Raw genomic sequence first — 25,645 nt, 5'->3', positions numbered from 1 at the left:
AGCGGTGGCCTGGCAGGTGGGTCAGAGTCGGCTGGTGGAAACCACAGTCGCCGGATTCGCTGCTTGCGCAGGCGGTATGGCCGAGCCGTCCTGAGGCGTGATCGGGAAGATAGCGTTGATCTGCCCGGTACCGGATGATCCGAAGTACGGGGTCACAACCTCGGCCTTGCCGTCGTACTTCGACCAGCCGAGTACACCCAACAGCATCGCCGTGTCGTGCATGAACCCTTCGCCGTGGCCCTTGGCCGCGTATTCAGGAAGCATCCCGCAGAATTCCTCCCATTCGGCGTTCTCCCACATTTTCACCACACGGTGATCCAGGGTTTCGAGGAACGGGCTCCAGACTTTGGTGGCAAAGTCTGGCGCCTGGCCGTTCTGGGCGAAGCGGTGGGACAGCGAGCCACTGGCAAGGAACGCCACGGTGCCGTCGTAGTGGTCTTCCACTGCCTTGCGCATGGCCCAGCCGAGGCGGGCGCTGTCGGCCAGATAGTGCGACGTGCACAGCGCCGAGACTGAAATCACTTTGAAGTGCTGGTCCTGGTTCATGTAGCGCATCGGAACCAGGGTGCCGTATTCAGGGCCCAAGGTAGTGGCGTGGTGGGCCATGGTCTCGACGGCGAAGCGATTGCAGGCATCGCTCAGGATCAGGCCCAGTTCCTTGTTGCCGGGGAACTCATAGGCCATGTTGCTGATGAAGTGCGGCAGTTCGTTAGAGGTGTATACCCCCTCGAAATGCTCGCCGCAGAGGATGTGGTAGTTGGCATTGACTAGCCAGTGGGTGTCGAACACGACGATGGTGTCCACACCCAGCTCACGGCAACGGCGGCTGATCTCGTAATGCCCGTCGATCGCGGCCTGGCGAAATCCCTGGCGAGGGCCAGGCATTTCCGATAGGTACATGCTGGGCACGTGAGTGATCTTTGCCGCTAGGGCCACTTTACCCATGATCAGACTCCTTATTGTTGTAGACCCCACGACGCCGGGCGGATCAGGCTGTCGTCAGAACATTGGCCCGCCCGGCGCGTTGGGTTGACAGTCACACGCCCCAGCGCGGGATGTGGTGGCTACCCATGGAAATGCACACGTTCTTGATTTCGGCGAACACTTCGAAACTGTACTGTCCGCCTTCGCGGCCGGTGCCCGAGCCTTTCACACCACCGAACGGCTGACGCAGATCGCGCACGTTCTGGCTGTTGATGAACACCATGCCGGCCTCAATGCCGCGGGCCAGGCGGTGAGCCTTGCCAATGTCCTGGGTCCAGATATAGGAGGCCAGGCCGTACTCGGTGTCGTTGGCCAGTTGCAGTGCTTCGGCTTCGTCCTTGAACGGGATCAGGCAGACCACTGGGCCAAAGATCTCTTCCTGGGCGATGCGCATCTTGTTGTTCACGTCGGCGAACACGGTCGGCTGGACGAACTGCCCTTTAGCCAGATGTGCGGGCAGGTTGGCTGGACGCTCAAGGCCGCCTGCAACCAGGCGTGCGCCTTCTTCCATGCCGATCTTGATGTAGCCCGTGACCTTGTCGTAGTGCGCTTGCGTGATCATCGAGCCAACCTGGGTTTTCGGGTCGGTTGGGTCGCCGACAATCAGGCGTTTGGCGCGGGCTGCGAACTCGGCGACGAACTGCGGGTACACGCTTTCCTGGATGAAGATGCGGCTGCCGGCAGTGCAGCGTTCGCCGTTCAGCGAGAAGATGGTGAACAAGGCTGCGTCCAGCGCGCGCTCAAGATCGGCATCTTCGAAAATCAGCACGGGCGATTTGCCGCCCAGTTCCATCGAGTATTTCTTCAAGCCCGCGGTCTGCATGATCTTCCGACCGGTGGCGGTACCGCCGGTGAAGGAGATGGCGCGTACGTCCGGGTGGCGGACCAGCGCGTCACCGGCGGTGGCGCCGTAGCCCTGGATCACGTTCAACACGCCATTCGGAATGCCGGCTTCTACTGCCAGGCGGCCCAGCTCATTCGCCGTCAGCGGCGACAGTTCGCTCATCTTCAGTACCGCAGTGTTGCCCAATGCCAGGCACGGCGCGGTTTTCCAGGTGGCGGTCATGAACGGTACGTTCCAGGGCGACACCAGGCCACACACACCCACAGGCTGGTACAGGGTGTAGTTGAGCATCTGGTCGTCGACCGGGTAGGTGTGGCCGTCCATGCGCGTGCACACTTCGGCGAAGAAGTCGAAGTTGTGCGAGGCACGCGGGATCAGCACGTTCTTGGTCTGGTGGATCGGCAGGCCGGTGTCCAGCGTCTCCAGTTCGGCCAGTTTCGGCACGTTCTGGTCAATCAGTTCACCCAGCTTGCGCATCAGGCGGGCGCGTTCCTTCGCCGGCGTGTTGGCCCACTTCGGGAAGGCATCCTTCGCCGCAGCTACGGCCTGGGCAACTTCCTCGGCGCCGCCACTGGCGACTTCGCCGATGGCCTCGCCAGTGGCAGGGTTGTAGTTGACGAAGGTGTCTTTGCTCTCGACCTCACGGCCGTTGATCCAATGTTTGATCATGTTGCTCATGCCTTGTTGTTCTTGAAGAAGTCAGCTTCGCTGACGATGCGGTTGACCAGGCGTCCGACGCCTTCCACTTCCACCACCACTTCATCGCCCGGCACCACGTCGGCCAGGCCCTCTGGCGTACCAGTGGCGATCATGTCGCCCGGTTGCAGGGTCATAAAGCTGGAGAAGTATTCGATCAGGTACGGAATGTCGAAAATCATGTCCGCGGTGGTGCCTTCCTGCTTCAGCTCACCGTTGATCCAGGTGCGTAGCTTCAGGTTGCTCACATCTGGCACTTCGGCTGCGTCGACGATCCACGGGCCAACCGGGGTGGTGGCGTCGCGGTTTTTCACCCGCAGGTTGGGGCGGTAGTAGTTTTCCAGGTAGTCGCGGATGGCGTAGTCGTTGCACACGGTGTACCCGGCCACGTACTCCATGGCGTTCTCACGCTTGACGTTCTTCGCCGGCTTGCCGATGACGGCCACCAGTTCACACTCATAGTGCATGTACTCGACGTTGTCCGGGCGCCAGGTGACCTGGTTGTGTCCGGTGTAGGTGCCGGGGGACTTGATAAACGCCAGCGGCTCGGTGGGTGGAGCGAAGGCGAGTTCTTTGGCGTGGTCGGCGTAGTTCAATCCGAGTGCGAACATGCTTCCATTTGCCGGTGGCAGCCACTCGACCTGCCGCTCACCAAGCACTCGGCCGTCGGCCAGACGAACGGTGTTGTCGGCTTCGACGGTGACAGCATGAACGCTGCCTTCAAAACGGATACGCGCGTGTTTCATGCTGGCTCCCCCGGCTCGGCAATGATGGTGTTGGCCAGGCGGCCAAGGCCAGTGATCTCGACTTCGACGAGGTCACCAGGATGGACGTCGACACGCCCCTCCGGAGTGCCGGTTATCAGTACATCGCCCGCGTGCAAGGTCATGAACTCGCTCAATTCGGCGATCAGCTGCGGGATGCTACGCACCAGGTTGGCGGTAGTGTTTTCCTGCACTACAGCGCCGTTCACATAGAGCTTGAGGGTCAGTTGGTGCGGGTCAGCGACTGCGGAAACCGGGATCAGGTCGGGACCAATGGAGCAGAAGCCGTCGCGGCACTTGGCCTTGACCGCAGGGCGGTAGTAGCTGTCTTCCGGCAGGCTGTACTCATTGACGATGGTGAAGCCGGCCACGTGGGTCATCGCATCGTCGGCACTCACCCGGGTGGCGTCTTTGCCGATCACCACGCCCAAGGCCGGGCCTGGTTGCAAGCGTTCACCGGCTGGGTGGATTACGTCGCGACCGTGGGCATTACGGGTGTTGGGCGTCTTGATGAAGAGCACCGGCTTGACCGGCGCCTGTTTGTATGGCGGCTTCTCGAATTCGGCCAGACGCTGCTGTAGCAGACCGTTGTAGTTCAGCGCTACGCCGAACACGGTACCGTTCGCAACGTCATGCAACGCATGGCTCATGCTTTTCTCCTGGCGGTGGTGGAGCAGCATGCTGCTCCGCAAAATCGTTAATGTGTTAATGTTATAGTTAATATGTTAACGATGGTCAAGGCTTCCCTTGTAGCTCCCGCTTGGCGGGTGCACCATGAGCCTTGGCAATTTGGGTCAAGTCACTGGCGGACAACCAGCAATGAGCAATCGGCATCCCATTCCGAACATCAACATCGGTCAGGTCTACGACCAGCGCTACAGTGAGAGCGAGGTGCACCACGACCGGCTGGGCAACCTCGCCGGATTTTTCGGACGCAACATGCCGGTGCACCGCCACGATCGCTTCTTTCAAGTGCACTACGTGAAGTCCGGCACTGTGCGGGTGTATCTGGACGACCAGCAGTTCATCGAATCGGGGCCGATGTTCTTCCTTACGCCACCGACCGTGACTCACTCTTTCGTCACCGATCCGGACAGCGACGGGCATGTACTCACGGTACGCCAGCAGTTGGTTTGGCAATTGATCGAGGCAGATGCCAGCCTGTTGCCGACGGGAATGCAGGTGCGGCCGGCTTGTGTGGCGCTGGCCAACGTGCCGGTGGCGGATCAGGCCGAGGCACGGCGCCTGGAAACCTGGCTGGAGGCGCTCAGCGATGAATTCGCCAGCTCTAATCCGGGACGTGATGCGGCGCTGCAATCGCTCACGCGGCTGATCATGATCAGCTTGTTGCGGCTTTGCCCCAACTCGCGTGAGGCGATTCCGGCCCGTCATGAAGACTTGAAGATATTCCATCGCTTCAACGCGCTGATCGAGGCGCACTATCTTGAGCATTGGCCGCTGGCGAGCTATGCCGCACAGATCGGGGTGACTGAAGCGCGGCTCAACGACATTTGCAGGCGAATCGCCGATCTGCCATCCAAACGCCTGGTGCTGGAACGGCTGATGCAGGAGGCCAGACGCTTGCTGCTTTTCTCCGGCAGTTCGGTGAATGAAGTCTGCTATCAGCTCGGGTTCAAGGACCCGGCCTATTTCAGCCGTTTCTTCAATCGGTATGCGGGAGTCACACCGGGCGAGTATCGGCAGCGGCAGGCGGAGTTGCAGTGAGGTGGCCACGTGGCGATACCTGCAAGGAATTGTCGTTGTTTGAGAGTGATGCTCGCAGCTTGCAGGGCGGGCTTGAATGGGTTTTCCGTGGAAGAGATTGCACTTTCCATAGGCTGGGGCAGTTGTCGCACTCGTCATATGTCCCTAATCTTGGCACCTGGATCAAATAGCACAGGCTTTACTCATGACCGAGACTCGCCCTTCACTGACGCTGAGCTTGCTACAGGCCCGCGAAGCCGCAATGGCATTTTTCAGGCCGCTGCTCAATGAGCACGATCTGACAGAGCAGCAATGGCGGGTTATTCGCATCCTGCAGCAGCAGGGCGAGTTGGAAAGCCACCAGCTGGCGCACTTGGCTTGCATTCTCAAGCCGAGCATGACCGGGGTTCTCAGCCGCCTGGAGCGGGATGGGCTGGTGTGCCGACGCAAGGGCACCGAAGATCAACGTCGAGTGTTCGTGACGCTGACCGACTCCGGCCGCGCGAGTTTCGATGCCATGCGTGAAGGAATGGAAGCCAACTACCGCAAAATCCAGGCGCAGTTCGGTGAAGATAAACTTCAGCAACTGCTGCAGTTGCTTAACGAGCTCAAACGCGTTAAGCCGTGATCCCGGCCTGGGTTGATCAATCCAGAGGTCAGGGCTGATCACCTGCGAGCAGTTGATAGCTGCGCAGTCGGTCTTCGAAGCGATGGGTAATGGTGACGATGCCGATTTCATTGCATCCGAAGTCTCGAGCAAATTCGGCAATCCTGCGTCGGCAGGTCTGCGCGGAGCCCACTACCATACCCGCCAGCGTTTCATCGTAGGTGGCACGTTCAACCTGGTTCATCTGCATGTAGCGTTGCTGCACCTCGGCTGGACTGAGGAGAACCTCGCGTGGCGTCCTGCCGGCGCTAAGTTTCCGGTACACCGCAGTGCCGGCGATGTAACGGGCCTCTTCATCCGTACTCGCGCAGATAGCCGCGACCGCTAGAAGACGGGGGGGAGGGCTGACCCGTGCAGTACGCTGCCATGCCCCTCTGTGATCGTCAAAAATCCGCGGCGTGCAGGCGCTTGGTGTGATGAACTGCGCCAGGGCCAAGCCCATCCCCAGTTGACCGGCCAGTTGGGAACTACCACCGCCACAACCCAGCATCCAAAGCGAGGGCATCGACTCGGTCGGCAAATCGAAGGTGAGGACCTCATAAGCGTGACCGGTGGGGAGGCCGTCTCGCAGAAATGCACACAGCATGGCGGCCTGAGTAGGGAACTGATCGACATCCGGCACGAAGCTTGGCACGGCCAGCGCGTGGCTGCTCAAGGCGCTGCCGCCGGGCGCGCGTCCGATGCCAAGATCTATCCGACCAGGAAAAAGTCCGCAGAGCAATGCAAAGGTCTCCGCCACTTTATAGGGGCTGTAATGGCTCAGCATTACACCGCCGCTGCCAACGCGCATGCTGCGAGTAGCGCTGGCGATACGGGTGAGGAGGATCTCCGGCGCTGTGCCGCTGAACTGGATACTGTTGTGATGCTCTGCCAACCAGTAGCGGTGGTAGCCGAGCCGCTCGCATTCGATGGCCAGCTCCAGCGAAAGCCCAGGTGCAGTGATAAGGGTGTGGTGCTGATGAACCGGTGATTGGTCAATTACGGTCAGGAGCAGGGTCACGGGCGGCACTCATCGGGAAATCATTAAATTATTAACCATTCTGCCGCTTTGGAGGCAGAATGTTAAGAAGTTATCGAATTCATCTCACATGACGGAGCAATGATGTTGAGTCACCCTGGTCGCCTGATCGTCCTGCTCGCCGCCCTTGTGGCGTTCGCCCCCCTATCAATCGACACTTATCTGCCGAGTCTGCCGACCATTGCCTCAGATCTAGGTGCAAGCGCCAGCAGTGTGCAACTCACCATCGGCGCGTTTCTCGCCGGATTGTGCGTTGGCATGCTCTTTCATGGCCCATGTTCCGACCGCTTCGGTCGGCGGCCGGTTTTGGTGTGGGGCATGGTGCTGTATCTGGGGGCAACAGTCGGTTGTCTGCTGGCAGACAATATCGAAGCACTAATTGGCTGGCGCTTCTTGCAGGCGTTGGGTGGTGCTGCTGCGTCAGTGTTGGCTCGAACGATCGTGCGTGACGTTTTCTCGATCGGTCAGGCGGCGCGTACGCTATCGCTCATGCACCTGGTCACCATGTTGGCGACGCTCGTCGCACCCTTGGCAGGTGGGTTATTGATGCAATTGCACAGTTGGCGAAGCATCTTTGCCGCATTGTTCGCTTTCGCCGCGGTATGCCTGCTCGCTAGCCTTCGCTATATACCTGAGACTCATCCTGCCGAGCGGCGCGTTGGTTCGCTCGGTACAGCACTGGCCGGATACTGGCAGATCGCGTGCAACGCTCAGGCGCTCGCTTACATCTTGTGCATGGGCTTGTCGTTCGGCGGTATGTTCGCATTCATCACCGCGTCTCCCTATGTGTACATCGAATACTTTCAGATTTCGCCTCAAGGCTACGGCTGGCTCTTCGGACTGAACATTTTCGGAGTGATCATCGTGACGCTCATTAATGCGCGTCTGGTGACGCGTTTCGGACCACTGGCAATGCTGGGCGCTGGTGCGGTGATCGTCAGCGTTGCGGTGCTTGGACTCAGTGTGGTGGCAAGTACTGAGGCGCCTGGTCTGATCGGGATCGTGCTGCCGGTGGTGTTGTTTGTGAGTGTCACTGGCTTGATGGGCGCCAACTGTGTGGCTAGCTTGCTGAAGCTGTTCCCCAACAATGCTGGCGCCGCCGCCGGGCTGGCGGTATCCAGCCAGTTCGCCCTCGGTGCGGCATTCAGCGCATGGGTGGGTAGTTTGGCTGATGGCTCGCCCCGCCCGATGTGCTGGGTGATTGCAGCAGCAGGGGCGGGTTCGGTGCTCTGTTATGTGTGGCTCAGAGCGCGCTCAAGGACAGCTAAGCAGAGGCGAGCAGCCTGATCGCCAGACTCAGACTTTAAAGCGTCCGAGCAGTGTCTGCTGGCCAACAGCAAGAACATTCAGTTGCTGGCTGATGGCCGATGATTGCTCGGCCTGCTCCGACAATTCGCTCACTACTTCGTTGACGGCTTCGACGTTACGGCTGATCTCCTCGGCAACGCTACTTTGCTCTTCAGCAGCGCAGGCGATCTGGGTGTTCATATCGGTGATGGTACCGACTGCCTTGCGAATTTGATCAAGCACCTGGAGCGCCTGGCGCGTTTGTTCAACACTACGGTGCGCTTGGTCATTGCTCTGCTGCATGGATTGACTGAGGTCATGGGTACCTTCGCGGAGGTTGTCGATGAAGCCCGCGATCTGACCCACAGAGGCTTGGGTACGCATTGCCAATGCTCTGACCTCGTCCGCTACGACAGCGAAGCCGCGCCCGGCATCGCCTGCCCGGGCTGCCTCAATGGCGGCATTAAGCGCAAGCAGGTTGGTTTGCTGGGCGATGGATAGAATCACGTCGAGCACTGACCCGATCCGCTCGCTGCTCACCGCCAGGTTGCGCAAACGCTCCATGGCTTCGGCCATCCCGACGGCGAGCGCATTTATACTCTGAACCGACTGCTCGATCACCTGCGCGCCAGTCCCCGTGGCTTGCTCGGTATAACGTGCAGCATCTGCCGCGCGTGCCGCACCTTCAGCCGCAGCCTGAGCGGTTGCTGACATTTCCTGAATAGCAGTAGCCATTTGCTCGATTTCCGTGGCTTGTTGGTGCATGCCACGGCTGGTTTCAACCGCGATAGTCTGCGATTTGTCGGCAGTACTGCGAGTATCGTGGACGGCCTGCTGGGCCTGGGCGATGACGGGTTGAAGTCGATCAAGGAAAAGGTCAAAGGCACCGCATAAATGGCCCAGCTCATCACGGCCGCTGTACGCCAGACGTCGTGTGAGATCTCCGTCGCCATCGGCGATGGCATGCAGCAGCTCGGCGACGCGTGAAATCGGCCGGGTCACGCTGCGAGAAGCCCATCCCATAATCAATACCCCTGTCAGCGTCAGCAGCAAACCTAGGCCGACTGCAACACCGAGGCTTTTCACCTGTTGCGCCTGCATTTGCTCATTCAAACGTTGCAGCGGGGCCTCAAGAACCCGTGAGGGTACTGATACTTGGATTAGCCAGGGGAGGGCGTCGGCAATCGGCGCGAAGGGGACGGTAACGTTGAGGTAGCCTGAGTGGGCTTGCAAAGCCATCAGCGTGCCGAGACGCTGCGGCTGGCCGGTGTCGGCCGCTACCACGCCCGCAGGGCTCAGAATCGACAACATGCCTTGCCCTTCGTAAAGGCCTTCACTGGCCGCCGCGGCTTCCTCCTGAAGCTTGTCCAGCGCAATATCTAGCCCTAACACGCCAAGCAATTGTCCGCTGACGATGAGCGGTACGGTCACACTGGTCACCAGTCGAGGAGTGCCGCTTGAGTCGTCCAGGTAGGGTTCCAATACGCACGCCTGCAAGCTTTTGCGCGAGCAGACGTAGAAGGCGTTAGCGGAGGCTCCGGTAGGACCGATTGATGTATCGGCCAATAGGGATTCGTCGGCCGAAACCGCTTGAAGCTGCCCGGGTGTTGGTTGTAGCCAATATTGGGTAAAGCGGCCACGGTCGTTTCCGCCTAGCGCCGTCTGGCCTGCGAAATCTGCGTCATGTCCGTCCAGCGCGTTCGGTTCGAATATCACGAACAGGCCAAGCAAGTCCCTGCGTTCGCCAATGGCATCATGCAGCAACCTGGAGAGCTCCTGACGCATGACAATGGCGGCGGCAGAATCGCTTGTGGTCTGCGCACGCAGATGGAGGAGATGCCGAGCTACGCCTTGCGCAAATTCGAAGCTCTGGCCAAATCGCTGTTGGATCTTCAGCGCTTGCACTTGCCCTTCGGCCTGCAACGTGTCTTTGGCCGCCGTACGCAATAGATCGCCCGACGTGCTGGCGATGCTTTGTACGTCGCTAAGGCGCTGCTCCTGTGATAGCCAAGCTAGTATTCCCACGACGGACACCAGACAGATGCTGCTCAATAACGTGATCTTGATCCGAATACTTAAATTCATAGTTTCCCTTGCCACCTAAGCCGAACCGCTCAGTGAAAGGTACCGGGACTGACAACCAAACCCTATAGGCTCATACCCTATGGCAGGGGCGCTCAAATGTACGGCAGGCGTGGACAAGTCGCCGTTCGGTGTATCAAAAGTGGCTACAACTCATCTGGCCTGATTGGAGTTGGCATGTACGACGGGTAAGGAACGCCGGTTAAAGCGCTGGGAGCATGAGCGGTAGTCGAAGCGGTGCAGATCCGATTGGAGCATGATCCAGGAAAGATGAAGGTTCGTCGGCAGACGATGGAGCATCCGTTCGAAACGCTCAAATACTGGATGGGAAGCACTCACTTCCTGACCAAAACCCTAACAAGGGGAAGCACCGAAATGAGCCTTCACGTGCTTGCCTACAATCTCAAACGAATGATGAGCCTCTTTGGCATCGCTGGACTGATTGAAGCGATCAGGGCTTGAGGCCAAGCATTTTTTGCGTCCGTATACGGCTATTCGGGCCGCTGCCGCGGCCCAAATAGCGCAGGCCGCGTCTGGTGCCCGACTCAGGTAGATCAGCACTTAGATCTGCTGAATTGACAGGGTGCTCCAGCTTCTTTCGCTACTCGACGTACTGACTTGCGTTTTCACTCAGCCTGGACCCATGACGGCCTATTGCGGAAGACAGCTACCGGCTAGAAGCGGACCTCAACGCTCGATACTTCAATCAGCCTTCACCCTCACAGCGCTCACTTGCCAACCCGGTAAAGTGCAGCTACTGTCAGCTCTATGAACCAACCACGAATTGCCTTGACCACGACCGTCACGACCGCCAGAGGCTGGTCGTGAGGGGTTGCGTGAGCCAATAACGCACGAACTTCAAAGGCCCGCCAGTGATGGAAAGGGCCTTTTCTTTTGCCCTTGTGTCGCTGGCCAATATGCAAGGGAAAGCATTATGTATGCACTGTTGATTCTTGATATGCAGGCTGGATTGTTTTATGGCCCGGATAAGCCATGGGCTGGCGAAGCGCTGCTAGACACATTGAATAATTTATTGAGTAAAGCCCGAAGTGCAGGAGCACCCATTTTTCTCGCCCGCCATATTGGTCCACCTGGGTCGCCAATCGAGCCTGGAAGCCCGTTGACGCAACTGGTGCAGGCGCTGGTGTTACAAGGCGACGAAGTGATTTTCGAGAAAAGCCGACCTAACGCGTTCTACAAGACCGCCTTGGCCGATCGGTTACGGGATTGTGGAACTCAGGGTGTGGTCATTACCGGAATGAAAACCCAATACTGTGTCGATAGCACCTGCCGCGCCGCACGAGATCTTGGATTCGATGCAGTGCTGATCGCCGATGGCCATACCTGCACCGACACCCCTGCCCTGAAGGCCGAAGAGATTGTCGCTCATCACAATGCGACCCTCGCGGGACCATTCTGTCGTGTCGTACGCGCCGAGGACTGGTGTTTCTAACTGCCATCGCCAGACGGTTCGATTCCGACCTCGGCCTCCACCATTCGAAAGCCCCGCAGATTAACGTCTGCGGGGCTTTTCTTTATGAGTCCACAAAAGCCACGAGTTCGGTAACTTTTGGCATGGAGTTCCGAAACCTCTTGGCCAACCTTGAGTCGCGGTCCTGCGCGATCAGGGCCGGCGTGCTGGGGGCCATTGATGTCTAGTCAAACACTGAGCGCAGCTGCTTGAGCCCTTAGATATTGGCGGAAGACCCGGTCCTGCTTGCGCTCGTCGTGCTGTTGTTGGGTCATGTCGTGGTTCTTGCGTGCAGGCGCCGCCCTTGCCGGGACGCGTTATCGTTGAATTAGAGGTGATATGCTTCGCCGCTTACCAAACAGGGAGGGTGGTAATGAAACTGCGGGAGAGGCACAAGGCGTTTCAGGAATGGTTCACGCCGAGGCGGCGTAGGCGAGCGGGCGGAACCTTACTCGCCATCTGGGCTGTCGGCATCTTCATCTACCCTGGCCAGCACTGGATCTATGTATTGACGCCAGGAATCATGTGGTTCTTCAGCGCTTGGCCGCCCGAGCTTCACGACAAGCGTTGAGTCTTTGGCGGGGCTGCTGAATAGCCGATTGTCCGATTCAGCTCACAGATGAGTCAGACTAATTTGCGTAAAACTGCACGTTCGCTATGGTGGCAATAAACCACCTGACTACAACTAAAGTCGTAGGAGCGCCTCATGAGAATACGCGGTGATGTTTTCTGGGCCTGGGCTGACCCGACGCTTCATCACCGAACTCACGACGAGACGCTCGACGATGGGACATACATTGATGTTCAGACGCGACTGTCGCGGACAGGCAAAACGCAGATGTTCATCGGGGTGTACGCCCCTGGTGGCATGGCTATCCTTGAGGAGGCCTTCGATTCTCGCCCTGGCGAGTCGATGACCAGGGCACTGGCGTGGGGCGTTGGCCGGGCCCGACGGGTCGCCACTGAAGGTGCGCCTGCTGCAGGCTTTATGGCTGCCTCGAAATAGCGGCCAGGCGCGCAGCGCCGGAGGTCAAGCGGCGACCTATTGTCATCAGCGAAGACACCGTGCATGAAACCTCTGCGTCTCCAGACTTCCAGCAAGCCGGCAGGGAGGCTTCATCGGCCTGGCCCGTTATCCTCGCTGGCCAGCGCCTTCTCTTTTGGACTTTTTCATCAAGTAGTCGCTGACATAGCGCACCGTGTTTTCCAAGGCCTGCGTCATGTCGGGATGGGTAAACGCGTACTTGCGCTCCAATTGCCTGCTGTTTCCCATGTCGAAGCGCTGTGTCTGAATAAAGTTCAATGACTCGGCGCTGATCGCCAGGCGGGTCGCCAGTCCCGGAATTGTCAATATCGACCTGAGCAACCCTATGGGTATATGGCGGCGGGGTGCCTTGACCTTTAGCGTGTCTGCGATCTGCCCAAGCATTCCCTGCAAGTTTGGTGTTCGCTCATACAGCGCCAGCACTTGCCGGTTGGCCATGGCGGGGTCGAACGCCACGCAAGTTATCATGTTCACCAGATAATCGACGCTGACCAATGGCAACCAGTGACTGGCGGAACCGGGAACAGCTTTGAACCGGCCTTGTGCCAGATTACGAATGAGTTCGGCAAGCGGTTGTCCGTCCAGGATATGCCCGTTCTCGCTGTGGCCGCACACCGTAGCAGGGTGAACAATCGTGTAATCCGCATCTGCGTCTTGCATATAGCGGATGACTGCAAAATGGGACTCGAGTTTGCTGCCTTCGTAGCCGCCTACACGGGCGTAGATCGCCGGCCAGTTTGTGTTTTCAGGGCACTGAATATCAACCCCGATACGGGCAAGGTGGTTGAGGTTTTGCAGCATGAAGCCGCCTACCATGAGCAATCGGATGCGCTGGCTGGCCGCAAGCCTGGCCACGCTCAGAGCACCTTGGACATTGACTGAGCGGGCGCGCTCCGGTGGCAGCCCCCAGGAAAATGCCGCCGCCAGATGGAAAAATACAGCGGCCGAAGTGACGCGTTCTTTGTCTGCTTCGCTGAGGCCAAGCCCCTCCTGGCTGATATCGCCTTCAACGGCATGGAGATACTCCGGGTTACCCCCCAGTTGGCCTACCTGCTCCTTGAGGCGTTCGATGTTACCGGGGCTGCGCATCAGCACCCAGGTCTTGTGCCCTTGCGCAGTAAGAGCGGCCAGCAAATGTTGCCCCACAAAGCCGCTGCCGCCGGTGACAAAGCATTCCACACTCATGTTTGAACCCTTGTTTGGATAATGGGCGCAGGCTAAGGTGTAGAGCCTGCTCTACAGTCAAGGATTTTTAACGTGAATATTGGAGAGTTGGAGCGTCGGAGTGGGCTCAGCCGCCATGCATTGCGCTATTACGAACAGCTCGGGCTTATCGAGCCACACCGACAAGCCAACAACTATCGCAGTTACAGTGAACAGACCGTAGCTGACTTGGCCTTCATACAGAGTGCCCAGGGCGGAGGCTTTTCACTTGCTGAGATTGGGGACATTCTTGTGGCCAGGCGGGGTAACACGATCGATTGCGCGCAAGGCGCCGTCTTGGTCGCCGCCAAGATGGCCGAGATTCAAACGAAGATCACCACGCTACAGGCCGCTTATGTTTTCCTGGACGCGGAGCGCGCCAAGCTCGAAGCCAGTGCTATTGCCAATGGGCAGATAATGCTTTGAAGTCCTGTCCGTGACTATTTTCGATCGAGCGTCAGCCTTCAGGTAAGGTGACACCGCAGATAAATTCCTGTGTCCCCAAGCGGTGCGAGCCGAATTCCACCACGTAGCCGTCTCCTCTGCGCTGCGCCTCTGCCATGGCCGTTTTCTGGTCAGCATAAACGTCGACGAAATGCCATGGATGTCGGTCTCTCAGGACCCCCCATCCGATGACCCAGCCTTCCCGCGAAGGGTCTGGTGGCAGGTTCTTCGCCAAACTTCGAATGGACATACCGATCTCCTCATATGCACAGGCTCGCCCTTGCAGGTTGAGCACTTTTCTTGAACAACACCTCGCGGGCGTCGGTCTTCAGCATGAAGGATGAGTGATATTTCCAGGTTTGCTCATCAAATATTGAAATGTTCGCAGTCTAGGGTTGGGCTCAAGCCAATTCCACCATCGAGGGAGTCAGGAAATGGATTATTCCAGCATGGTTGAATCGTTGGACAAGATGCTGAAAGCAACGGCTGCAGGCAAGGCCTGCCTCCAGCCGTCAGATACAGGGCTTCACCCATACCTCCGTAGCCATTCGTCCGCGACGTCACCCATGGTTGATGGGGTACCACTCTTGATCCAAAGCATGAGTCCACGGTCGAACTTGAATGCCGCGCCGCACTCGCTGAGCAGAAACTGACGAACCTTCTGCGTGTTGCGGTAATGCTTGTCCAGTGGAGTCGTACGGGTAATCGGCCCGGCGTGCCAGTCGACGGTCATGGTCTGTTCCTTTGACAATTGAGAAGGCAAAAAGCCCGTAGAGGGTCATCTACGGGCTTTGCTGTGGTTCCACATGACCTGGCTCGGCCTGTCAGCCTTCGAACTGTATCACCATCCGGCCTTTGATCTTGCCCTCCAGCATCTCGTCAAAGATCTGGTTGATATCCTCGATCGGTCGCAGCGTTACCTTGGGCACCACTTTGCCTTCAGCGGCAAACTGGAAGGCTTCCTGCAGGTCCTGGCGTGTACCTACCAGCGAGCCCACCACTTCGATCCCATCAAGCACCAGGCGAGGAATATTCAGGTCCATGGACTCCGACGGAAGCCCGACGGCCACCAGTCGCCCGCCAGCGCGCAAGGCATCGACAGCCGAGTTGAACGCGCCTTTGGCCACAGCAGTAACGACGGCAGCATGTGCACCGCCGGTTTTAGCCTGGATGACCTTCGCGGCATCTTCGTTGAGCGGGTTGACCACCAGGTCCGCGCCCATCTCGCTGGCGAAGCGCAGTTGCTCTTCGTTGACGTCGATGGCGATGACTTTGGCGTTGAACACATTCTTGGCATATTGCAGGGCCAGGTTGCCCAGGCCGCCGAGGCCGTAGATCGCGACCCATTGGCCGGGGCGGACGTTGGAGATCTTAACTGCCTTGTAGGTCGTGACGCCGGCGCAGGTGATGCTGCTGGCGGCAGCGGAGTCGAGGCCGTCGGGCACTTTAACCGAGTAGTCGGCCTTGACGATGCAGGCCTCGGCCATGCCGCCGTCCACGGTGTAACCGGAATTCTTCACGTCGCGGCACAGGGTCTCGTTGCCGCTGTTGCAGTATTCGCAATGTCCGCAACCCTGGTAGAACCAGGCCACGCTGGCACGGTCGCCTGGCTTGAGCGAGGTGACGCCCGGGCCAACTTCCTGAACCACGCCAATACCTTCGTGGCCCAGTACTACACCGGTCTTGTCACCAAAGTCGCCATTTTTCACGTGCAGGTCGGTGTGGCACACACCGCAGCACTGCATCTTCAGCAGCGCTTCGCCGTATTCGAGAGGGCGCAGGGTTTTCTCTACCACGTCCACGCGACGGCCTGGTGCAACGACAGCAGCTTTCATGAGAGCCTCCGTGTCTATCCGATATGAGCTTGGTTTATCGCTGGGACAGCATAGACCTCGTCTGGGCAGGCAAAACTGCTTCAGGTCATGGTCATGGTGGGCGCTTCCACAAAATACCTGCGTATGCCTGACTGGCCTTTGCGGAAAAAAGAAAAGCCCGCGGCAAGGATGCGGCGGGCTGCAAGAACATACGGAGCAGGGCCAGTGTGCCCATCCGGATGTCGACATTTCGTGAAGGTCAGGTCATGAGGCTGTCATCATCTGCAACGAAGTGCGCAGGGTCATAAAAAAGCCCGCCATGGAAGGCGGGCAAAAGACGTTTGAAGGGAGAGCCTGCAGGTTGCGCCGGTCCGGTTAACCCAGGATTAAGCGACCACGCATTGACCCCGCACCCTGATCAGCCTATACAGGCCTGCCATTATCCCAGGAGCCAGCATGCGCGACGAAGACGACCTGCACGAACCCGAGCACGATCACCTGCTTGACCACGAATTTCTCTACGACGACGTGGAGCACGAGGCAGATGCCCAAGGCGCCGAGGATGAAGTGGAGGAAGACGAGGAAACACTGGATGACCTCGATGACGAAGAGCGCGATCACCCAGCCTGGTTCGACGACTGCGACGACTGACTCAGCGACCATCCACCGAGAACCGCCCGGGCCCGCTTACCGCCAGCAACAGCAGGCCGCCCATGATGCTGAGGTTTTTCAGAAACTGAGTCATGTTGGCGCTGCGCTCGGGGTCGACCATGTTCCAGAACGGGTGGCCCAGCAGCGCCGTGCCCAGTACGAACAGCGCAAAAAGAAAGGCCAACGGCCGCGTGTAGAAACCGAGGATCAACAGGATTGCGACGACGAACTCCATGATGACGGCAATCCCTGCTGCCAGCATCGGGGCAGGGGCGCCGAGCGAGGTCATGTAGCCTACCGTGCCATCGAAGCCGGTCAGCTTGGCCCAGCCAGACAAGACGAAGAGGACCATCAGCAGTACGCGGGCGATCAGGATAATGATGTCGCGTTGACCATCGAACAGGGAGTAGCGCATGGCGGCGTTCCAGTGGACGGGGACAAGCTCCACTTTAGCAGCTACGCCAGACATTGCTGCCAGGCAGCAAAAAGGCGCCGCAGGGGCGCCTTTTCAACGAAGTTTGGTGCGAGTGGCGGGACTCGAACCCGCAAGGCTCACGCCGACAGATTTTAAGTCTGCTGTGTATACCAATTCCACCACACTCGCACGTTTGAAGGGGTCGCAACGACCAGCTCGCTTCTAAGCAGAAGGGCTTCGCAATCAAGCGCGCTTTATAACCCATTGTTATAGTTGAGTCAACTGCAGCACCTATGATCAACAGATAGAAGAGGCGATCGAACGGGCAATTGACACCTTGCTGTCGTTACGCCACTGTTGCCCATGATTGGATCCAAGCGTGTTCCGCAATGACATGGGGCCGAGTTGGCGACGGTGGTGCGTCCACGGTTATTCTGGCGGCTGTTGTTCGCGCAGGTGCTCGTGTTGGCCTCTGCCGGCGGTGGTATGATCATGCGGCTCAGCCTGTGATTGCTGAAAGAGGCCATGCCGCGGCGCATCAGCTCGGCGCTGGCCGAGCCGGACCGCTGACAGCCTGTAGTCGTTCAGCTGTCTACTGGCAGACACTCCAGGCTACGTTCATTTTCTCCCTCCTGCTGTGCCAGTGGAGTTTGCATGGTTTCAGCCGACTGCCTCGACGCTTCCCTCATGCCCGCCCATCGTTATGAACAGCTGGTTCAGTCGGTGGTGGATTATGCCATCTACATGCTCGACCCTTCCGGCCATGTGGTGTCTTGGAACGCAGGCGCGCAACGGATCAAGGGTTACCGTAGGGATGAAGTGATCGGCAAGCATTTTTCGTTGTTCTTCACCCAACAGGATTGTGCGCAGGGCCGCCCCGAGTGCCTGCTGCGTCAGGCGCTGGAGCAGGGTGTGGCGCAGGACGAAGGCTGGCGGGTGCGCAAGGACGGCACGCAGTTCTGGGCCTTGGCGGCACTGGATGTGATCCGTGATGAGAATGGCCAGATCATTGGCCTGGCCAAGGTGACACGTGATATCACTGACCGTCGCGAGACGGCGCAGCAGCTCGACGCAGTGCGCGCCCAGCTGTTCCAGGCGCAGAAGCTTGAAGCCCTCGGCCAGTTGACCGGTGGTCTGGCCCACGACTTCAACAACATGTTGACCATTATCATCAGCTCGGCGCGCCTGGCGCTGGCCACCCAGGACCCGGCACGCACCCAGCGCATGTTGCAGCACATCCTCGATGCCAGCCAGCGTGGCACCGAACTGACCCAGCAACTGCTCAGTTTTGCCCGTCGCCGCAAGTTCGATGTAGCTAGCGTTGCCCCGGCAGAGCTGGTTAACGCTACGCGTGGCCTGCTTGAACATGCATTGCCAAGCTCAATTGACTTGAAGGTGTTGCTGCAACCGGACCTGCCGTTGATCGAGGTGGATGCCGGGCAACTGCAGATGGTGTTGCTCAACCTGTTGTTCAATGCCCGTGATGCCATCGACGGGCACGGCCGCATCAGCCTGACTGTCGATGTGGTCGAGCTGTTTGGCGAAGTTGAAGGGCTGAAGGGCAGCTTCGTGCGCTTCGAGGTGGAAGACAACGGCGCAGGCATACCCACAGAGGTACTGCCGCGTATCTTCGAGCCGTTTTTCACCACCAAGCCTTTCGGCAAGGGTACCGGCCTGGGGCTTAGCCAGGTCTATGGTTTCGCCCGGCAAAGTGGTGGTGCCATTTGTGTCGACAGCGAGCCTGGCCGGGGAACTTGCATGCGACTGTACTTGCCAATGTATCAGGACCAGACGGATAGCCCACTCGACAGGTAGACAACATGGCACAGGCACTGAAGCGGCTGGTAACGGGGATCGACGGGCTCGACGCGTTGCTCAAGGGTGGCCTGATAGCTGGCGCCTCCTACATTATCCAGGGGCCGCCGGGGGCCGGTAAGACCATCCTCGCCAATCAGCTGGCCTGCGGCCACGTGCGTGGCGGCGGTCGGGTGCTGGTGGCCACCTTGCTGAGCGAGTCGCATGAACGCTTGTTCCAGTACCTGTCCACGCTGGACTTCTTCGACCCGGCGCTGGTCGGTGACAAAATCCAGTTCGTCAGCGCCTTTGATACCCTCGAGCAGGACGGGCTGGATGCGGTGGTGCGCTTGCTGCGCCAGGAAATTGCCCGGCAACAGGCCAGCCTGCTGATCGTCGACGGTGTGCTCAATGCCCGGGTACGTGCGGAAACCGCGCTGGACACCAAGAAGTTCGTCTCTGAGCTGCAGGGGCATGCGGCCTTCGCCGGTTGCACCGTACTGTTGCTGACCAGTGCCCGGCTGGACGAGGGCAGCCCGGAACACACCATGGTCGATGGCGTGATCGAACTGGGCGAGCAACTGGTGGGCAGCCGCGCCGTGCGCCATGTCCAATTGCGCAAGACCCGCGGCAGTGGTGCGTTGTCGGGGCGTCACGAATGCCTTATCGATGAGTCCGGCATGCAGGTCTATCCTCGCCTGGAAGCGTTGTTCAGCCACCCCAGCCAATTGGGCAGCGGCACCTTGGCGCGTATCAGCAGCGGTGTCCCAACCTTCGATGAAATGCTTGGCGGTGGCTTGGCCACCGGGTCAGTCAGCCTGTTGATGGGGCCTTCGGGGATTGGCAAGACATCATTGGGCCTGGCCTTTCTGGGTGCCAGCACCCCGCAGGCGCCGGGGTTGCATTTCGGTTTTTACGAAACGCCCGAACGCCTGCGCAGCAAGGCCGCTTCGCTCGGTTACGATTTTGCCGCGATGGAGAAGGGCGGTAGCTTGCAGCTGTGCTGGCAGCCGACCACCGAAGGCTTGCTGGACCAGGTTGGCGCGCGATTACTGGAGCGTGTAGCGGCGCAGGGCAGCAAGCGCGTGGTGATCGACAGCCTTGGCGCATTCAGCCGCCTGGCTATTGACCCGACGCGGCTGAATGCGTTTTTCCGCGCGCTGGCGGGTGAGTTGCGCGCGCGCGATGTCAGCGTGGTCCTGACCTGGGAGATGCGCGACATTTTCGGCGCGGAAATCAGCGCCCCCGCGCCGGACCTGTCGAGTATCGTCGACAACCTTATGCTGATGCGCTTTGTCGAACTGGACTCGCGACTGCAGCGCATGCTGTCGGTCCTCAAGGTGCGTGACAGCCACCATGACCCGGCCTTGCACGAGCTGCTGATCGGGCCGCAAGGCATTACCTTGCGCAAGGCATTCGAAGGTGCCTGCGGTGTGCTTTCGGGAACGCCGACGCCGCAGGGGAGCGGGTGACGGACGAGCCGATGAACACCATCCTGATTGTCGATGACGAATACCTGATCGCCGATATCCTCGGGTTTGCCCTGGAGGACGAAGGTTTCGTGGTGGAAAAGGCGAGCAATGGCTGCAAAGCACTGGAGGCGTTGAAGGAAAAACGCGTGCAGCTGGTGATTACCGACTACATGATGCCGCTACTCAACGGTGAGGAGTTGGCACGCGCCATACGCCAGGACCCGGCGTTAAGCGAGTTGCCGGTCATTCTCATGAGCGGCGCACAGGCCAGCCAAGGATGTCCGGCCCTGTTTGCCGCAATATTCGACAAACCGTTCGACATGGATGAGATGATCGCCACGGTGCATCAGTTAATAGGCACCTGAGGCTGGCGGTCGAGCGCATCCATGCCCCTCGGGTGACGCTCAGTGTGAGTCTTCGTGTTTCTCCGGAGCCGGGCTGCCGGCCTGGATACGTTTGAAGATCTCTTCTCGATGGACCTGAACATCTTTCGGTGCATCGATACCGATCCTCACCTGCATCCCTTTGACGCCCAGAATGGTGACTTTGATGTCATCGTTGATGACGATGCTTTCGCCAACCTTACGGGTGAGTATCAGCATGTAGTTCTCCTTGGTGATGTAAAAGTCCGCTGGGCTAGTTGCCGTGGCGGCGGGAGCTTGTCCCTCTTCCTTCTCATTAAAGACGCTTTCGGCGGATAGTAATTCCCCGACAGACAAATTCTGTTGCGTGTCTTCAGTTGCAGGTGCCAAAGCAAACCGTCAACGGTTTGTCGGCCAAGGTGCTCGCTGGCAAGAATAGGGGGGTTGGCGGCTAATGGGAAATTTCTTCGCATCATGGGCTGAATAGACAAGCTCAATGGGCCGCCTGTTCCTCGAGTGCCTGAAGAAACAACAGCAAGGCCACTTCCTCCGAGTCCAGGCCTTTGCGCACTCGGTTTTTCGGTAAATTGGCAAGGCGCCCCAAGGTATAGTGCTCCAGGACTGCCGGGTGGATATAGCAGCGTCGGCACACGGCCGGCGTATTGCCCAGGCGCGTGGCCACCTGGCGGACTATTGCGGCGACCTGACGTTTGGCTTCACTCTCCGGCTCCCAGGCCAAGGGCTTCAGAAGGTTCAATGCCAGGCTGCTGCCGGCCCAGGTGCGATAGTCCTTGGCAGTGAAGTCGGCGCCGGTCAACTGCTGCAAAAACTGATTGACCTCGGTGGAGCCGACACTATGGCGCTGGCCGTCTTCATCCAGGTACTGAAACAGTGCCTGCCCAGGCAGTTCCATGCAGCGTTTGAGCAGGTTGGCCAAGCGCCGGTCGTTGAGGGTGACGTTGTGTTCGACGCCGCGCTTGCCGCGGAATTGAAAGCGAATGCTGCTGCCTTTGATCTGTACATGGCGATTGCGCAGGGTGGTCAATCCGTACGACCGGTTATCGCGCAGGTAGCGCTGGTTGCCAATGCGGATCAGGGTGTGGTCCAGCAGGCTCACCACCAGCGCCATGACCTTTTCCCGGTCCAGCCCTGGCCGCGCCAAGTGGGCTTCCAGCTGTGTGCGCAGCTTTGGCAGGGCTTGGGCGAACGCAAGCATGCGCCCGTATTTGTGCTGGTCGCGCAGTTCGCGCCACTGCGCATGGTAGCGGTACTGCTTGCGGCCACGGGCATCACGGCCGGTGGCTTGCAGGTGGCCTTGCGGGTCGGCGCAGATCCACACATCCGTGTAGGCCGGGGGGATCACCAGTGCGGCGATGCGTGCGAGGGTTTCGCTGTCGCGTACTCGTTGGCCATCGGCATCGAGGTAGATGAAACGGTCGCGCCAGCGCCGACGGGTCAGGCCCGGCTGACTGTCGTCAACGTAGTGCAGGGTGCGCGGCAGGGGGCAGTCAAGCATGGGCGGCGGGCCTCGATCAGGTCACTGATCAATGGACAGTACGCGCGCTAAGGATGCTCAACCCAAAAGGGCCACCGACTTGATCTGGGCGAACAGTGTCTGCCCTGTGTGCAAGCCGAGCTGGTCTGCCGAGAAGCGGGTGATGCGTGCAAGCAGGGCATTGCCGCCAGCATCCAGGCTGACCAGCACATGCGCCGGGTTAGCCGCCGGGCAGCTCTCGCGCACACGCACCGGCAGGCGGTTGAGGATGCTTGATGCGCTGTCCGCCGCCAGGGCCAGGCTGACATCCCGGGCCTGCACCTTGACGCGCAGGGTGCTGCCCATCACCTGCGCCGCGTGGGTGATGCGCAGCAGCGGCCCATCGCTGCCGGGCAGGCGCAGGTCAAGCAGGCCGTAGTGCGGGTCGTGCCCTACCACCTTACCCTCGAACACGACGCCGGCGTCGTCGCCCTGGGCCAGCGACAGGTCAAGGCGAGCCAGGGTTTCGCCGATCGGGCCGCTGGCGATCGCCCGGCCTTGTTCCAGCAACACCAGGTGGTCGGCCAGCCGCGCGACTTCATCCTGGGCGTGGCTGACATATATCAGAGGGATGTCCAGTTCGTCGTGCAGGCGCTCCAGGAAGGGCAGTATCTCGCGCTTGCGCGGGCCGTCGAGGGCTGCCAGCGGCTCGTCCATCAACAACAGCCGCGGGCTGCTGAGCAGGGCGCGGGCAATACCCACCCGCTGCGCCTCGCCCCCCGACAGCGTTGCCGGGCGGCGCTCCAGCAAGTGGCCGATACCCAGCAGTTGGCACGCCTGGTCGAGGCTGACCTTGCGTTCAGCGGGCGCTACCCGGCGCCAGCCGAACGTCAGGTTGCCGCGCACCGACAGGTGCGGGAACAGGCTGGCTTCCTGGAACACGTAGCCCACCGGGCGCAGGTGCGGTGCCTGGACGTAGCCACGGGTGCTGTCTTCCCAGACTTCGCCGTTGACCTCGATATAGGCGCTGGCGGCCCGTTCCAGCCCGGCCAGGCAGCGCAGGCAGCTGGTCTTGCCGGAGCCAGAGTGGCCGAACAGTGCGCTGATGCCGCGCCCGGGCAGGTGCAGGTTGACGTCCAGGGTAAAGTCGTCGCGTGCCAGTTTCAGGCGCGCCACAATCGATGCGGTCATTTCAGCTCCAGCCAGCTTTGCCGCGGCGTCCAGCGTACAGCAGGAGCAGCACCAGGAATGAGAACACCAGCATGGCACCGGCCAGCCAGTGGGCTTGCGAATACTCCATGGCTTCGACGTGATCGAAAATTTGTACCGAAACCACGCGAGTCTTGTCGGGGATGTTGCCACCGATCATCAGCACGACGCCAAACTCGCCCACCGTGTGGGCAAAGCCGAGGATGCTGGCAGTGACGAAGCCAGGGCGGGCCAGCGGCAGCACCACATGAACGAAAGTGTCCCATGGGCTGGCGCGCAGGGTGGCGGCGACTTCCAGGGGCCGTTGGCCGATCGCGTCAAAGGCATTCTGCAGGGGTTGCACCACGAACGGCATGGAATACACCGTCGAGCCAATCACCAGGCCTGTGAAGCTGAACACCACACTGCCCAGGCCTAGCGCCTGGGTGGCCTGACCAAGCCAGCCGTGCGGGCCAAGGGCGATCAACAGGTAAAAGCCGATCACCGTCGGTGGCAGTACCAGCGGCAGTGCCACCACCGCACCCACCGGCCCGCGCAGCCATGAGCGTGTGCGCGCGAGCCACCAGGCGACCGGGGTGCCGATGACCAGCAGGATCAGGGTGGTCAGGCTGGCCAGTTTTACGGTCAGCCAGATGGCGCCCAGGTCACTGGCATCGAGTGGCATCAGCGTTCATAACCATAGGATTTGATCACCGCTGCGGCTTTCGGGCCTTTGAGGTATTCGACCAGTGCCTTGGCGGCCGCATTGTCCTTGCCTTTGTTGAGGATGACGGCGTCCTGGCGGATCGGGTCGTGCAGGTTGGACGGCACGATCCATGCCGAGCCATGGGTCACCTTGCCGTCCTTGTAGATCTGCGACAGGGCGACGAAGCCCAGTTCGGCGTTGCCGGTGGAGACGAACTGGAAGGCCTGGGTGATGCTCTGGCCTTCGACGATCTTGCCTTTGGTGGCTTCGGTTAGCTTCAGCCTGTCCAGTACCTGGGTGGCGGCCAGGCCGTAAGGTGCCGCTTTCGGGTTGGCGATGGACAGGTGTTTGTATTCGTTCTTTTTCAGCACTTCACCCTTGGCATCTACGTAGCCTTCCTTCGCAGACCACAGGGCCAGGGTGCCGATGGCGTAGGTAAAGCGCGAGCCGGGTACGGTTTCCTTTTCTGCTTCAAGCTTCTTGGGGGTGGTGTCGTCAGCGGCGAGGAACACCTCGAACGGTGCACCGTTCTTGATCTGCGCGTAGAACTGCCCGGTGGCGCCATAGGCCGCGACCAGTTTGTGGCCGGTGTCTTTTTCGAAGTCCTTGGCGATGGCCTGGATAGGGGCTGTGAAGTTGGCTGCGACCGCGACCTGGACTTCGTCGGCCCAGGCAGTGTTGAAGGCGAACAGGCTGGCCATGGCAGTGACGGCCAACTGGGGCGAGCGGATACGCATGAAGACAGCTCCTTGAGGTTATCGTTATAGCCTTGACTATATAGCGATAAGCCATTGGCCGGGAAGAGGCCAGGCCTGCCTGTCAGAATGCCTGGTGACCGATCACTGCCAGTGCCTTACCGGCAATCTCCCGGGTCAGCTCACCCGCCGGCATGTGCCGGCCCAGCCGTAACGCCTGCCCCGACCACAGATTGCTGAAATCACTCTTACCCTGCGGATCGGTGATCGCCCGTAAAGGCATCAATGCCCCGCCCGCCAGCGGGAAGCGCGGTGCTAGCTCGCTCATCGGCCCCAGCTCGCGCATGAGGCGATTGTTGATGCCGCGCGCCGATCGGCCGGTGAACAGGTTGGTCAGCGCGGTGTCGCTGGCAGGTGCGCTGTCCAGCGCCCGGCGATGCGCTGGCGACACCTTGGCCTCGGGGCAGAACAGGTAAGCCGTGCCGATCTGCACTGCCGAGGCACCCAGGGCCAGTGCCGCCAACAGCCCGCGGTGGTCGCCGATACCACCGGCGGCAATCACCGGCACGCCGACGGCATCGGCCACCTGCGGTACGAGCGCGAAGGTGCCTATCTGGCTGGTGATGTCATCGCTGAGGAACATGCCGCGATGGCCACCGGCTTCATAGCCCATGGCGATGATCGCATCGCAGCCATTGCGCTCCAGCCAGGCCGCTTCTTCCACGGTCGTGGCGCTGGACAGTACCTTGGCACCGCTGGCCTTTACCCGCTGCAGCAGTTCGGCCTGCGGCAGGCCGAAGTGGAAGCTCACCACCTCCGGGCGCAACGCTTCGACCAGCAGGCAGCTCTGCTCGTCGAAAGGCGC

General features: G+C 59.9%; 28 protein-coding genes, 1 tRNA gene and 2 pseudogenes. 12 read left to right on the top strand and 19 right to left on the bottom strand.

The window, feature by feature from the left end; genetic code table 11:
- Positions 1-21: 21 nt before the first annotated feature.
- The 4 genes from hpaD to ACF8Q6_RS16320 form a co-directional block, all read right to left on the bottom strand.
- A complete protein-coding gene (gene hpaD / locus ACF8Q6_RS16335) occupies positions 22-945 on the bottom strand; it encodes a 3,4-dihydroxyphenylacetate 2,3-dioxygenase (protein WP_392499102.1) in 924 nt (307 codons plus the stop codon).
- A 91-nt stretch (positions 946-1,036) separates the two neighbouring features.
- The gene (gene hpaE / locus ACF8Q6_RS16330; protein WP_028634137.1) at positions 1,037-2,497 is read right to left on the bottom strand and encodes a 5-carboxymethyl-2-hydroxymuconate semialdehyde dehydrogenase; all 1,461 of its coding nucleotides are present in this window, start codon (positions 2,495-2,497) and stop codon (positions 1,037-1,039) included.
- A gap of 5 nt (positions 2,498-2,502) precedes the next feature.
- Positions 2,503-3,270, bottom strand: coding sequence for a fumarylacetoacetate hydrolase family protein (locus tag ACF8Q6_RS16325; RefSeq protein ID WP_104886231.1), 768 nt, complete (start codon positions 3,268-3,270; stop codon positions 2,503-2,505).
- Positions 3,267-3,938 carry a fumarylacetoacetate hydrolase family protein gene (locus tag ACF8Q6_RS16320; RefSeq protein ID WP_104886230.1) on the bottom strand — a complete coding sequence of 224 codons (672 nt, stop codon included), beginning with the start codon at positions 3,936-3,938 and terminating at the stop codon, positions 3,267-3,269. The genes ACF8Q6_RS16325 and ACF8Q6_RS16320 overlap by 4 nt, the downstream gene beginning before the upstream one ends.
- A gap of 169 nt (positions 3,939-4,107) precedes the next feature.
- On the opposite strand from ACF8Q6_RS16320, the gene hpaA reads away from it, so the two are divergent.
- Entirely contained in the window at positions 4,108-5,013 is a 906-nt protein-coding gene (gene hpaA / locus ACF8Q6_RS16315; RefSeq protein ID WP_392490873.1) for a 4-hydroxyphenylacetate catabolism regulatory protein HpaA, read from the top strand.
- A 184-nt stretch (positions 5,014-5,197) separates the two neighbouring features.
- Positions 5,198-5,620 carry a homoprotocatechuate degradation operon regulator HpaR gene (hpaR, locus tag ACF8Q6_RS16310; RefSeq protein ID WP_392490871.1) on the top strand — a complete coding sequence of 141 codons (423 nt, stop codon included), beginning with the start codon at positions 5,198-5,200 and terminating at the stop codon, positions 5,618-5,620.
- Between the two features lie 28 nt (positions 5,621-5,648).
- Here the strand turns inward: hpaR and ACF8Q6_RS16305 are convergent, their stop codons facing one another.
- Complete coding sequence (locus ACF8Q6_RS16305) at positions 5,649-6,659, bottom strand: MsnO8 family LLM class oxidoreductase (RefSeq protein WP_392490870.1); 1,011 nt, start codon at positions 6,657-6,659, stop codon at positions 5,649-5,651.
- 102 nt (positions 6,660-6,761) lie between these two features.
- Between ACF8Q6_RS16305 and ACF8Q6_RS16300 the strand changes: the two genes are divergently transcribed.
- The gene (locus tag ACF8Q6_RS16300) at positions 6,762-7,964 is read left to right on the top strand and encodes a Bcr/CflA family multidrug efflux MFS transporter (RefSeq protein ID WP_392490869.1); all 1,203 of its coding nucleotides are present in this window, start codon (positions 6,762-6,764) and stop codon (positions 7,962-7,964) included.
- 9 nt (positions 7,965-7,973) lie between these two features.
- Here the strand turns inward: ACF8Q6_RS16300 and ACF8Q6_RS16295 are convergent, their stop codons facing one another.
- Both ACF8Q6_RS16295 and ACF8Q6_RS16290 read right to left on the bottom strand, forming a co-directional pair.
- Positions 7,974-8,699: a methyl-accepting chemotaxis protein gene (locus tag ACF8Q6_RS16295; RefSeq protein WP_392490872.1), complete on the bottom strand. Its 726-nt coding sequence runs from the start codon at positions 8,697-8,699 to the stop codon at positions 7,974-7,976.
- Positions 8,700-8,831: 132 nt separating this feature from the next.
- Positions 8,832-9,749: pseudogene (locus ACF8Q6_RS16290) on the bottom strand (HAMP domain-containing protein); the annotation flags it as partial.
- 475 nt (positions 9,750-10,224) lie between these two features.
- On the opposite strand from ACF8Q6_RS16290, the pseudogene ACF8Q6_RS16285 reads away from it, so the two are divergent.
- The 4 genes and pseudogenes from ACF8Q6_RS16285 to ACF8Q6_RS16270 form a co-directional block, all read left to right on the top strand.
- Positions 10,225-10,508, top strand: a pseudogene (locus tag ACF8Q6_RS16285) (IS5/IS1182 family transposase); the annotation flags it as partial.
- 472 nt (positions 10,509-10,980) lie between these two features.
- Positions 10,981-11,499: a cysteine hydrolase family protein gene (locus tag ACF8Q6_RS16280; protein WP_392490868.1), complete on the top strand. Its 519-nt coding sequence runs from the start codon at positions 10,981-10,983 to the stop codon at positions 11,497-11,499.
- 391 nt (positions 11,500-11,890) lie between these two features.
- On the top strand, positions 11,891-12,088 hold the full coding sequence (locus tag ACF8Q6_RS16275) for a hypothetical protein (RefSeq protein WP_041168588.1): 198 nt from the start codon (positions 11,891-11,893) through the stop codon (positions 12,086-12,088).
- Between the two features lie 135 nt (positions 12,089-12,223).
- A complete protein-coding gene (locus tag ACF8Q6_RS16270) occupies positions 12,224-12,523 on the top strand; it encodes a hypothetical protein (RefSeq protein WP_003250941.1) in 300 nt (99 codons plus the stop codon).
- A gap of 126 nt (positions 12,524-12,649) precedes the next feature.
- Here ACF8Q6_RS16270 and ACF8Q6_RS16265 read toward each other — a convergent pair whose 3' ends face one another.
- Positions 12,650-13,747, bottom strand: coding sequence for an SDR family oxidoreductase (locus ACF8Q6_RS16265; protein WP_392490867.1), 1,098 nt, complete (start codon positions 13,745-13,747; stop codon positions 12,650-12,652).
- Positions 13,748-13,819: 72 nt separating this feature from the next.
- On the opposite strand from ACF8Q6_RS16265, the gene ACF8Q6_RS16260 reads away from it, so the two are divergent.
- A complete protein-coding gene (locus ACF8Q6_RS16260; RefSeq protein WP_392490866.1) occupies positions 13,820-14,191 on the top strand; it encodes a MerR family transcriptional regulator in 372 nt (123 codons plus the stop codon).
- A gap of 31 nt (positions 14,192-14,222) precedes the next feature.
- On the opposite strand, the gene ACF8Q6_RS16255 is transcribed toward ACF8Q6_RS16260, so the two are convergent.
- The 3 genes from ACF8Q6_RS16255 to adhP all read right to left on the bottom strand — a co-directional run bounded on the left by ACF8Q6_RS16255 (position 14,223) and on the right by adhP (position 16,044).
- The gene (locus tag ACF8Q6_RS16255; protein WP_047603475.1) at positions 14,223-14,459 is read right to left on the bottom strand and encodes a hypothetical protein; all 237 of its coding nucleotides are present in this window, start codon (positions 14,457-14,459) and stop codon (positions 14,223-14,225) included.
- A gap of 276 nt (positions 14,460-14,735) precedes the next feature.
- Positions 14,736-14,942 (bottom strand): DUF6434 domain-containing protein, encoded by a 207-nt coding sequence (locus ACF8Q6_RS16250; RefSeq protein WP_041166882.1) that lies wholly within the window; start codon positions 14,940-14,942, stop codon positions 14,736-14,738.
- 91 nt (positions 14,943-15,033) lie between these two features.
- On the bottom strand, positions 15,034-16,044 hold the full coding sequence (gene adhP / locus ACF8Q6_RS16245) for an alcohol dehydrogenase AdhP (RefSeq protein WP_161774553.1): 1,011 nt from the start codon (positions 16,042-16,044) through the stop codon (positions 15,034-15,036).
- 435 nt (positions 16,045-16,479) lie between these two features.
- Here adhP and ACF8Q6_RS16240 point away from each other — a divergent pair, with 435 nt between their 5' ends.
- Complete coding sequence (locus ACF8Q6_RS16240; protein WP_014859853.1) at positions 16,480-16,674, top strand: hypothetical protein; 195 nt, start codon at positions 16,480-16,482, stop codon at positions 16,672-16,674.
- A gap of 1 nt (position 16,675) precedes the next feature.
- Here the strand turns inward: ACF8Q6_RS16240 and ACF8Q6_RS16235 are convergent, their stop codons facing one another.
- A complete protein-coding gene (locus ACF8Q6_RS16235; protein WP_003250931.1) occupies positions 16,676-17,089 on the bottom strand; it encodes a DoxX family protein in 414 nt (137 codons plus the stop codon).
- 104 nt (positions 17,090-17,193) lie between these two features.
- A tRNA-Leu gene (locus tag ACF8Q6_RS16230) sits at positions 17,194-17,278 on the bottom strand.
- 465 nt (positions 17,279-17,743) lie between these two features.
- On the opposite strand from ACF8Q6_RS16230, the gene ACF8Q6_RS16225 reads away from it, so the two are divergent.
- Genes ACF8Q6_RS16225 through ACF8Q6_RS16215 form a run of 3 tightly spaced genes read left to right on the top strand, consistent with a single transcriptional unit; the run spans position 17,744 to position 20,720 of the window.
- Positions 17,744-18,904 (top strand): nitrogen regulation protein NR(II), encoded by a 1,161-nt coding sequence (locus ACF8Q6_RS16225; protein ID WP_392490865.1) that lies wholly within the window; start codon positions 17,744-17,746, stop codon positions 18,902-18,904.
- A 5-nt stretch (positions 18,905-18,909) separates the two neighbouring features.
- Positions 18,910-20,355: an ATPase domain-containing protein gene (locus tag ACF8Q6_RS16220; protein ID WP_392490864.1), complete on the top strand. Its 1,446-nt coding sequence runs from the start codon at positions 18,910-18,912 to the stop codon at positions 20,353-20,355.
- Positions 20,356-20,366: 11 nt separating this feature from the next.
- Positions 20,367-20,720, top strand: coding sequence for a response regulator (locus ACF8Q6_RS16215; protein WP_012051903.1), 354 nt, complete (start codon positions 20,367-20,369; stop codon positions 20,718-20,720).
- A 39-nt stretch (positions 20,721-20,759) separates the two neighbouring features.
- Here the strand turns inward: ACF8Q6_RS16215 and csrA are convergent, their stop codons facing one another.
- The 6 genes from csrA to ACF8Q6_RS16185 form a co-directional block, all read right to left on the bottom strand.
- The gene (gene csrA / locus ACF8Q6_RS16210) at positions 20,760-20,957 is read right to left on the bottom strand and encodes a carbon storage regulator CsrA (RefSeq protein WP_012051904.1); all 198 of its coding nucleotides are present in this window, start codon (positions 20,955-20,957) and stop codon (positions 20,760-20,762) included.
- 253 nt (positions 20,958-21,210) lie between these two features.
- Positions 21,211-22,233 carry a DNA topoisomerase IB gene (locus ACF8Q6_RS16205; RefSeq protein ID WP_392490863.1) on the bottom strand — a complete coding sequence of 341 codons (1,023 nt, stop codon included), beginning with the start codon at positions 22,231-22,233 and terminating at the stop codon, positions 21,211-21,213.
- Between the two features lie 57 nt (positions 22,234-22,290).
- Positions 22,291-23,382, bottom strand: coding sequence for a molybdenum ABC transporter ATP-binding protein (gene modC, locus ACF8Q6_RS16200; protein WP_392490862.1), 1,092 nt, complete (start codon positions 23,380-23,382; stop codon positions 22,291-22,293).
- 1 nt (position 23,383) lies between these two features.
- On the bottom strand, positions 23,384-24,064 hold the full coding sequence (gene modB / locus ACF8Q6_RS16195) for a molybdate ABC transporter permease subunit (RefSeq protein ID WP_392490861.1): 681 nt from the start codon (positions 24,062-24,064) through the stop codon (positions 23,384-23,386).
- On the bottom strand, positions 24,064-24,822 hold the full coding sequence (gene modA / locus ACF8Q6_RS16190; protein WP_392490860.1) for a molybdate ABC transporter substrate-binding protein: 759 nt from the start codon (positions 24,820-24,822) through the stop codon (positions 24,064-24,066). The genes modB and modA overlap by 1 nt, the downstream gene beginning before the upstream one ends.
- A gap of 82 nt (positions 24,823-24,904) precedes the next feature.
- Positions 24,905-25,645, bottom strand: a 741-nt coding sequence (locus ACF8Q6_RS16185) for an NAD(P)H-dependent flavin oxidoreductase (RefSeq protein WP_392499092.1), incomplete at its 5' end; no start/stop codon positions are given.

The organism is Pseudomonas sp. GLN_2, from assembly GCF_043106005.1.
Classification (GTDB): Bacteria; Pseudomonadota; Gammaproteobacteria; order Pseudomonadales; family Pseudomonadaceae; genus Aquipseudomonas; species Aquipseudomonas alloputida.
Note: the sequence above shows the minus strand (reverse complement) of the source record. Positions and strands in the feature narration are given on the sequence as shown.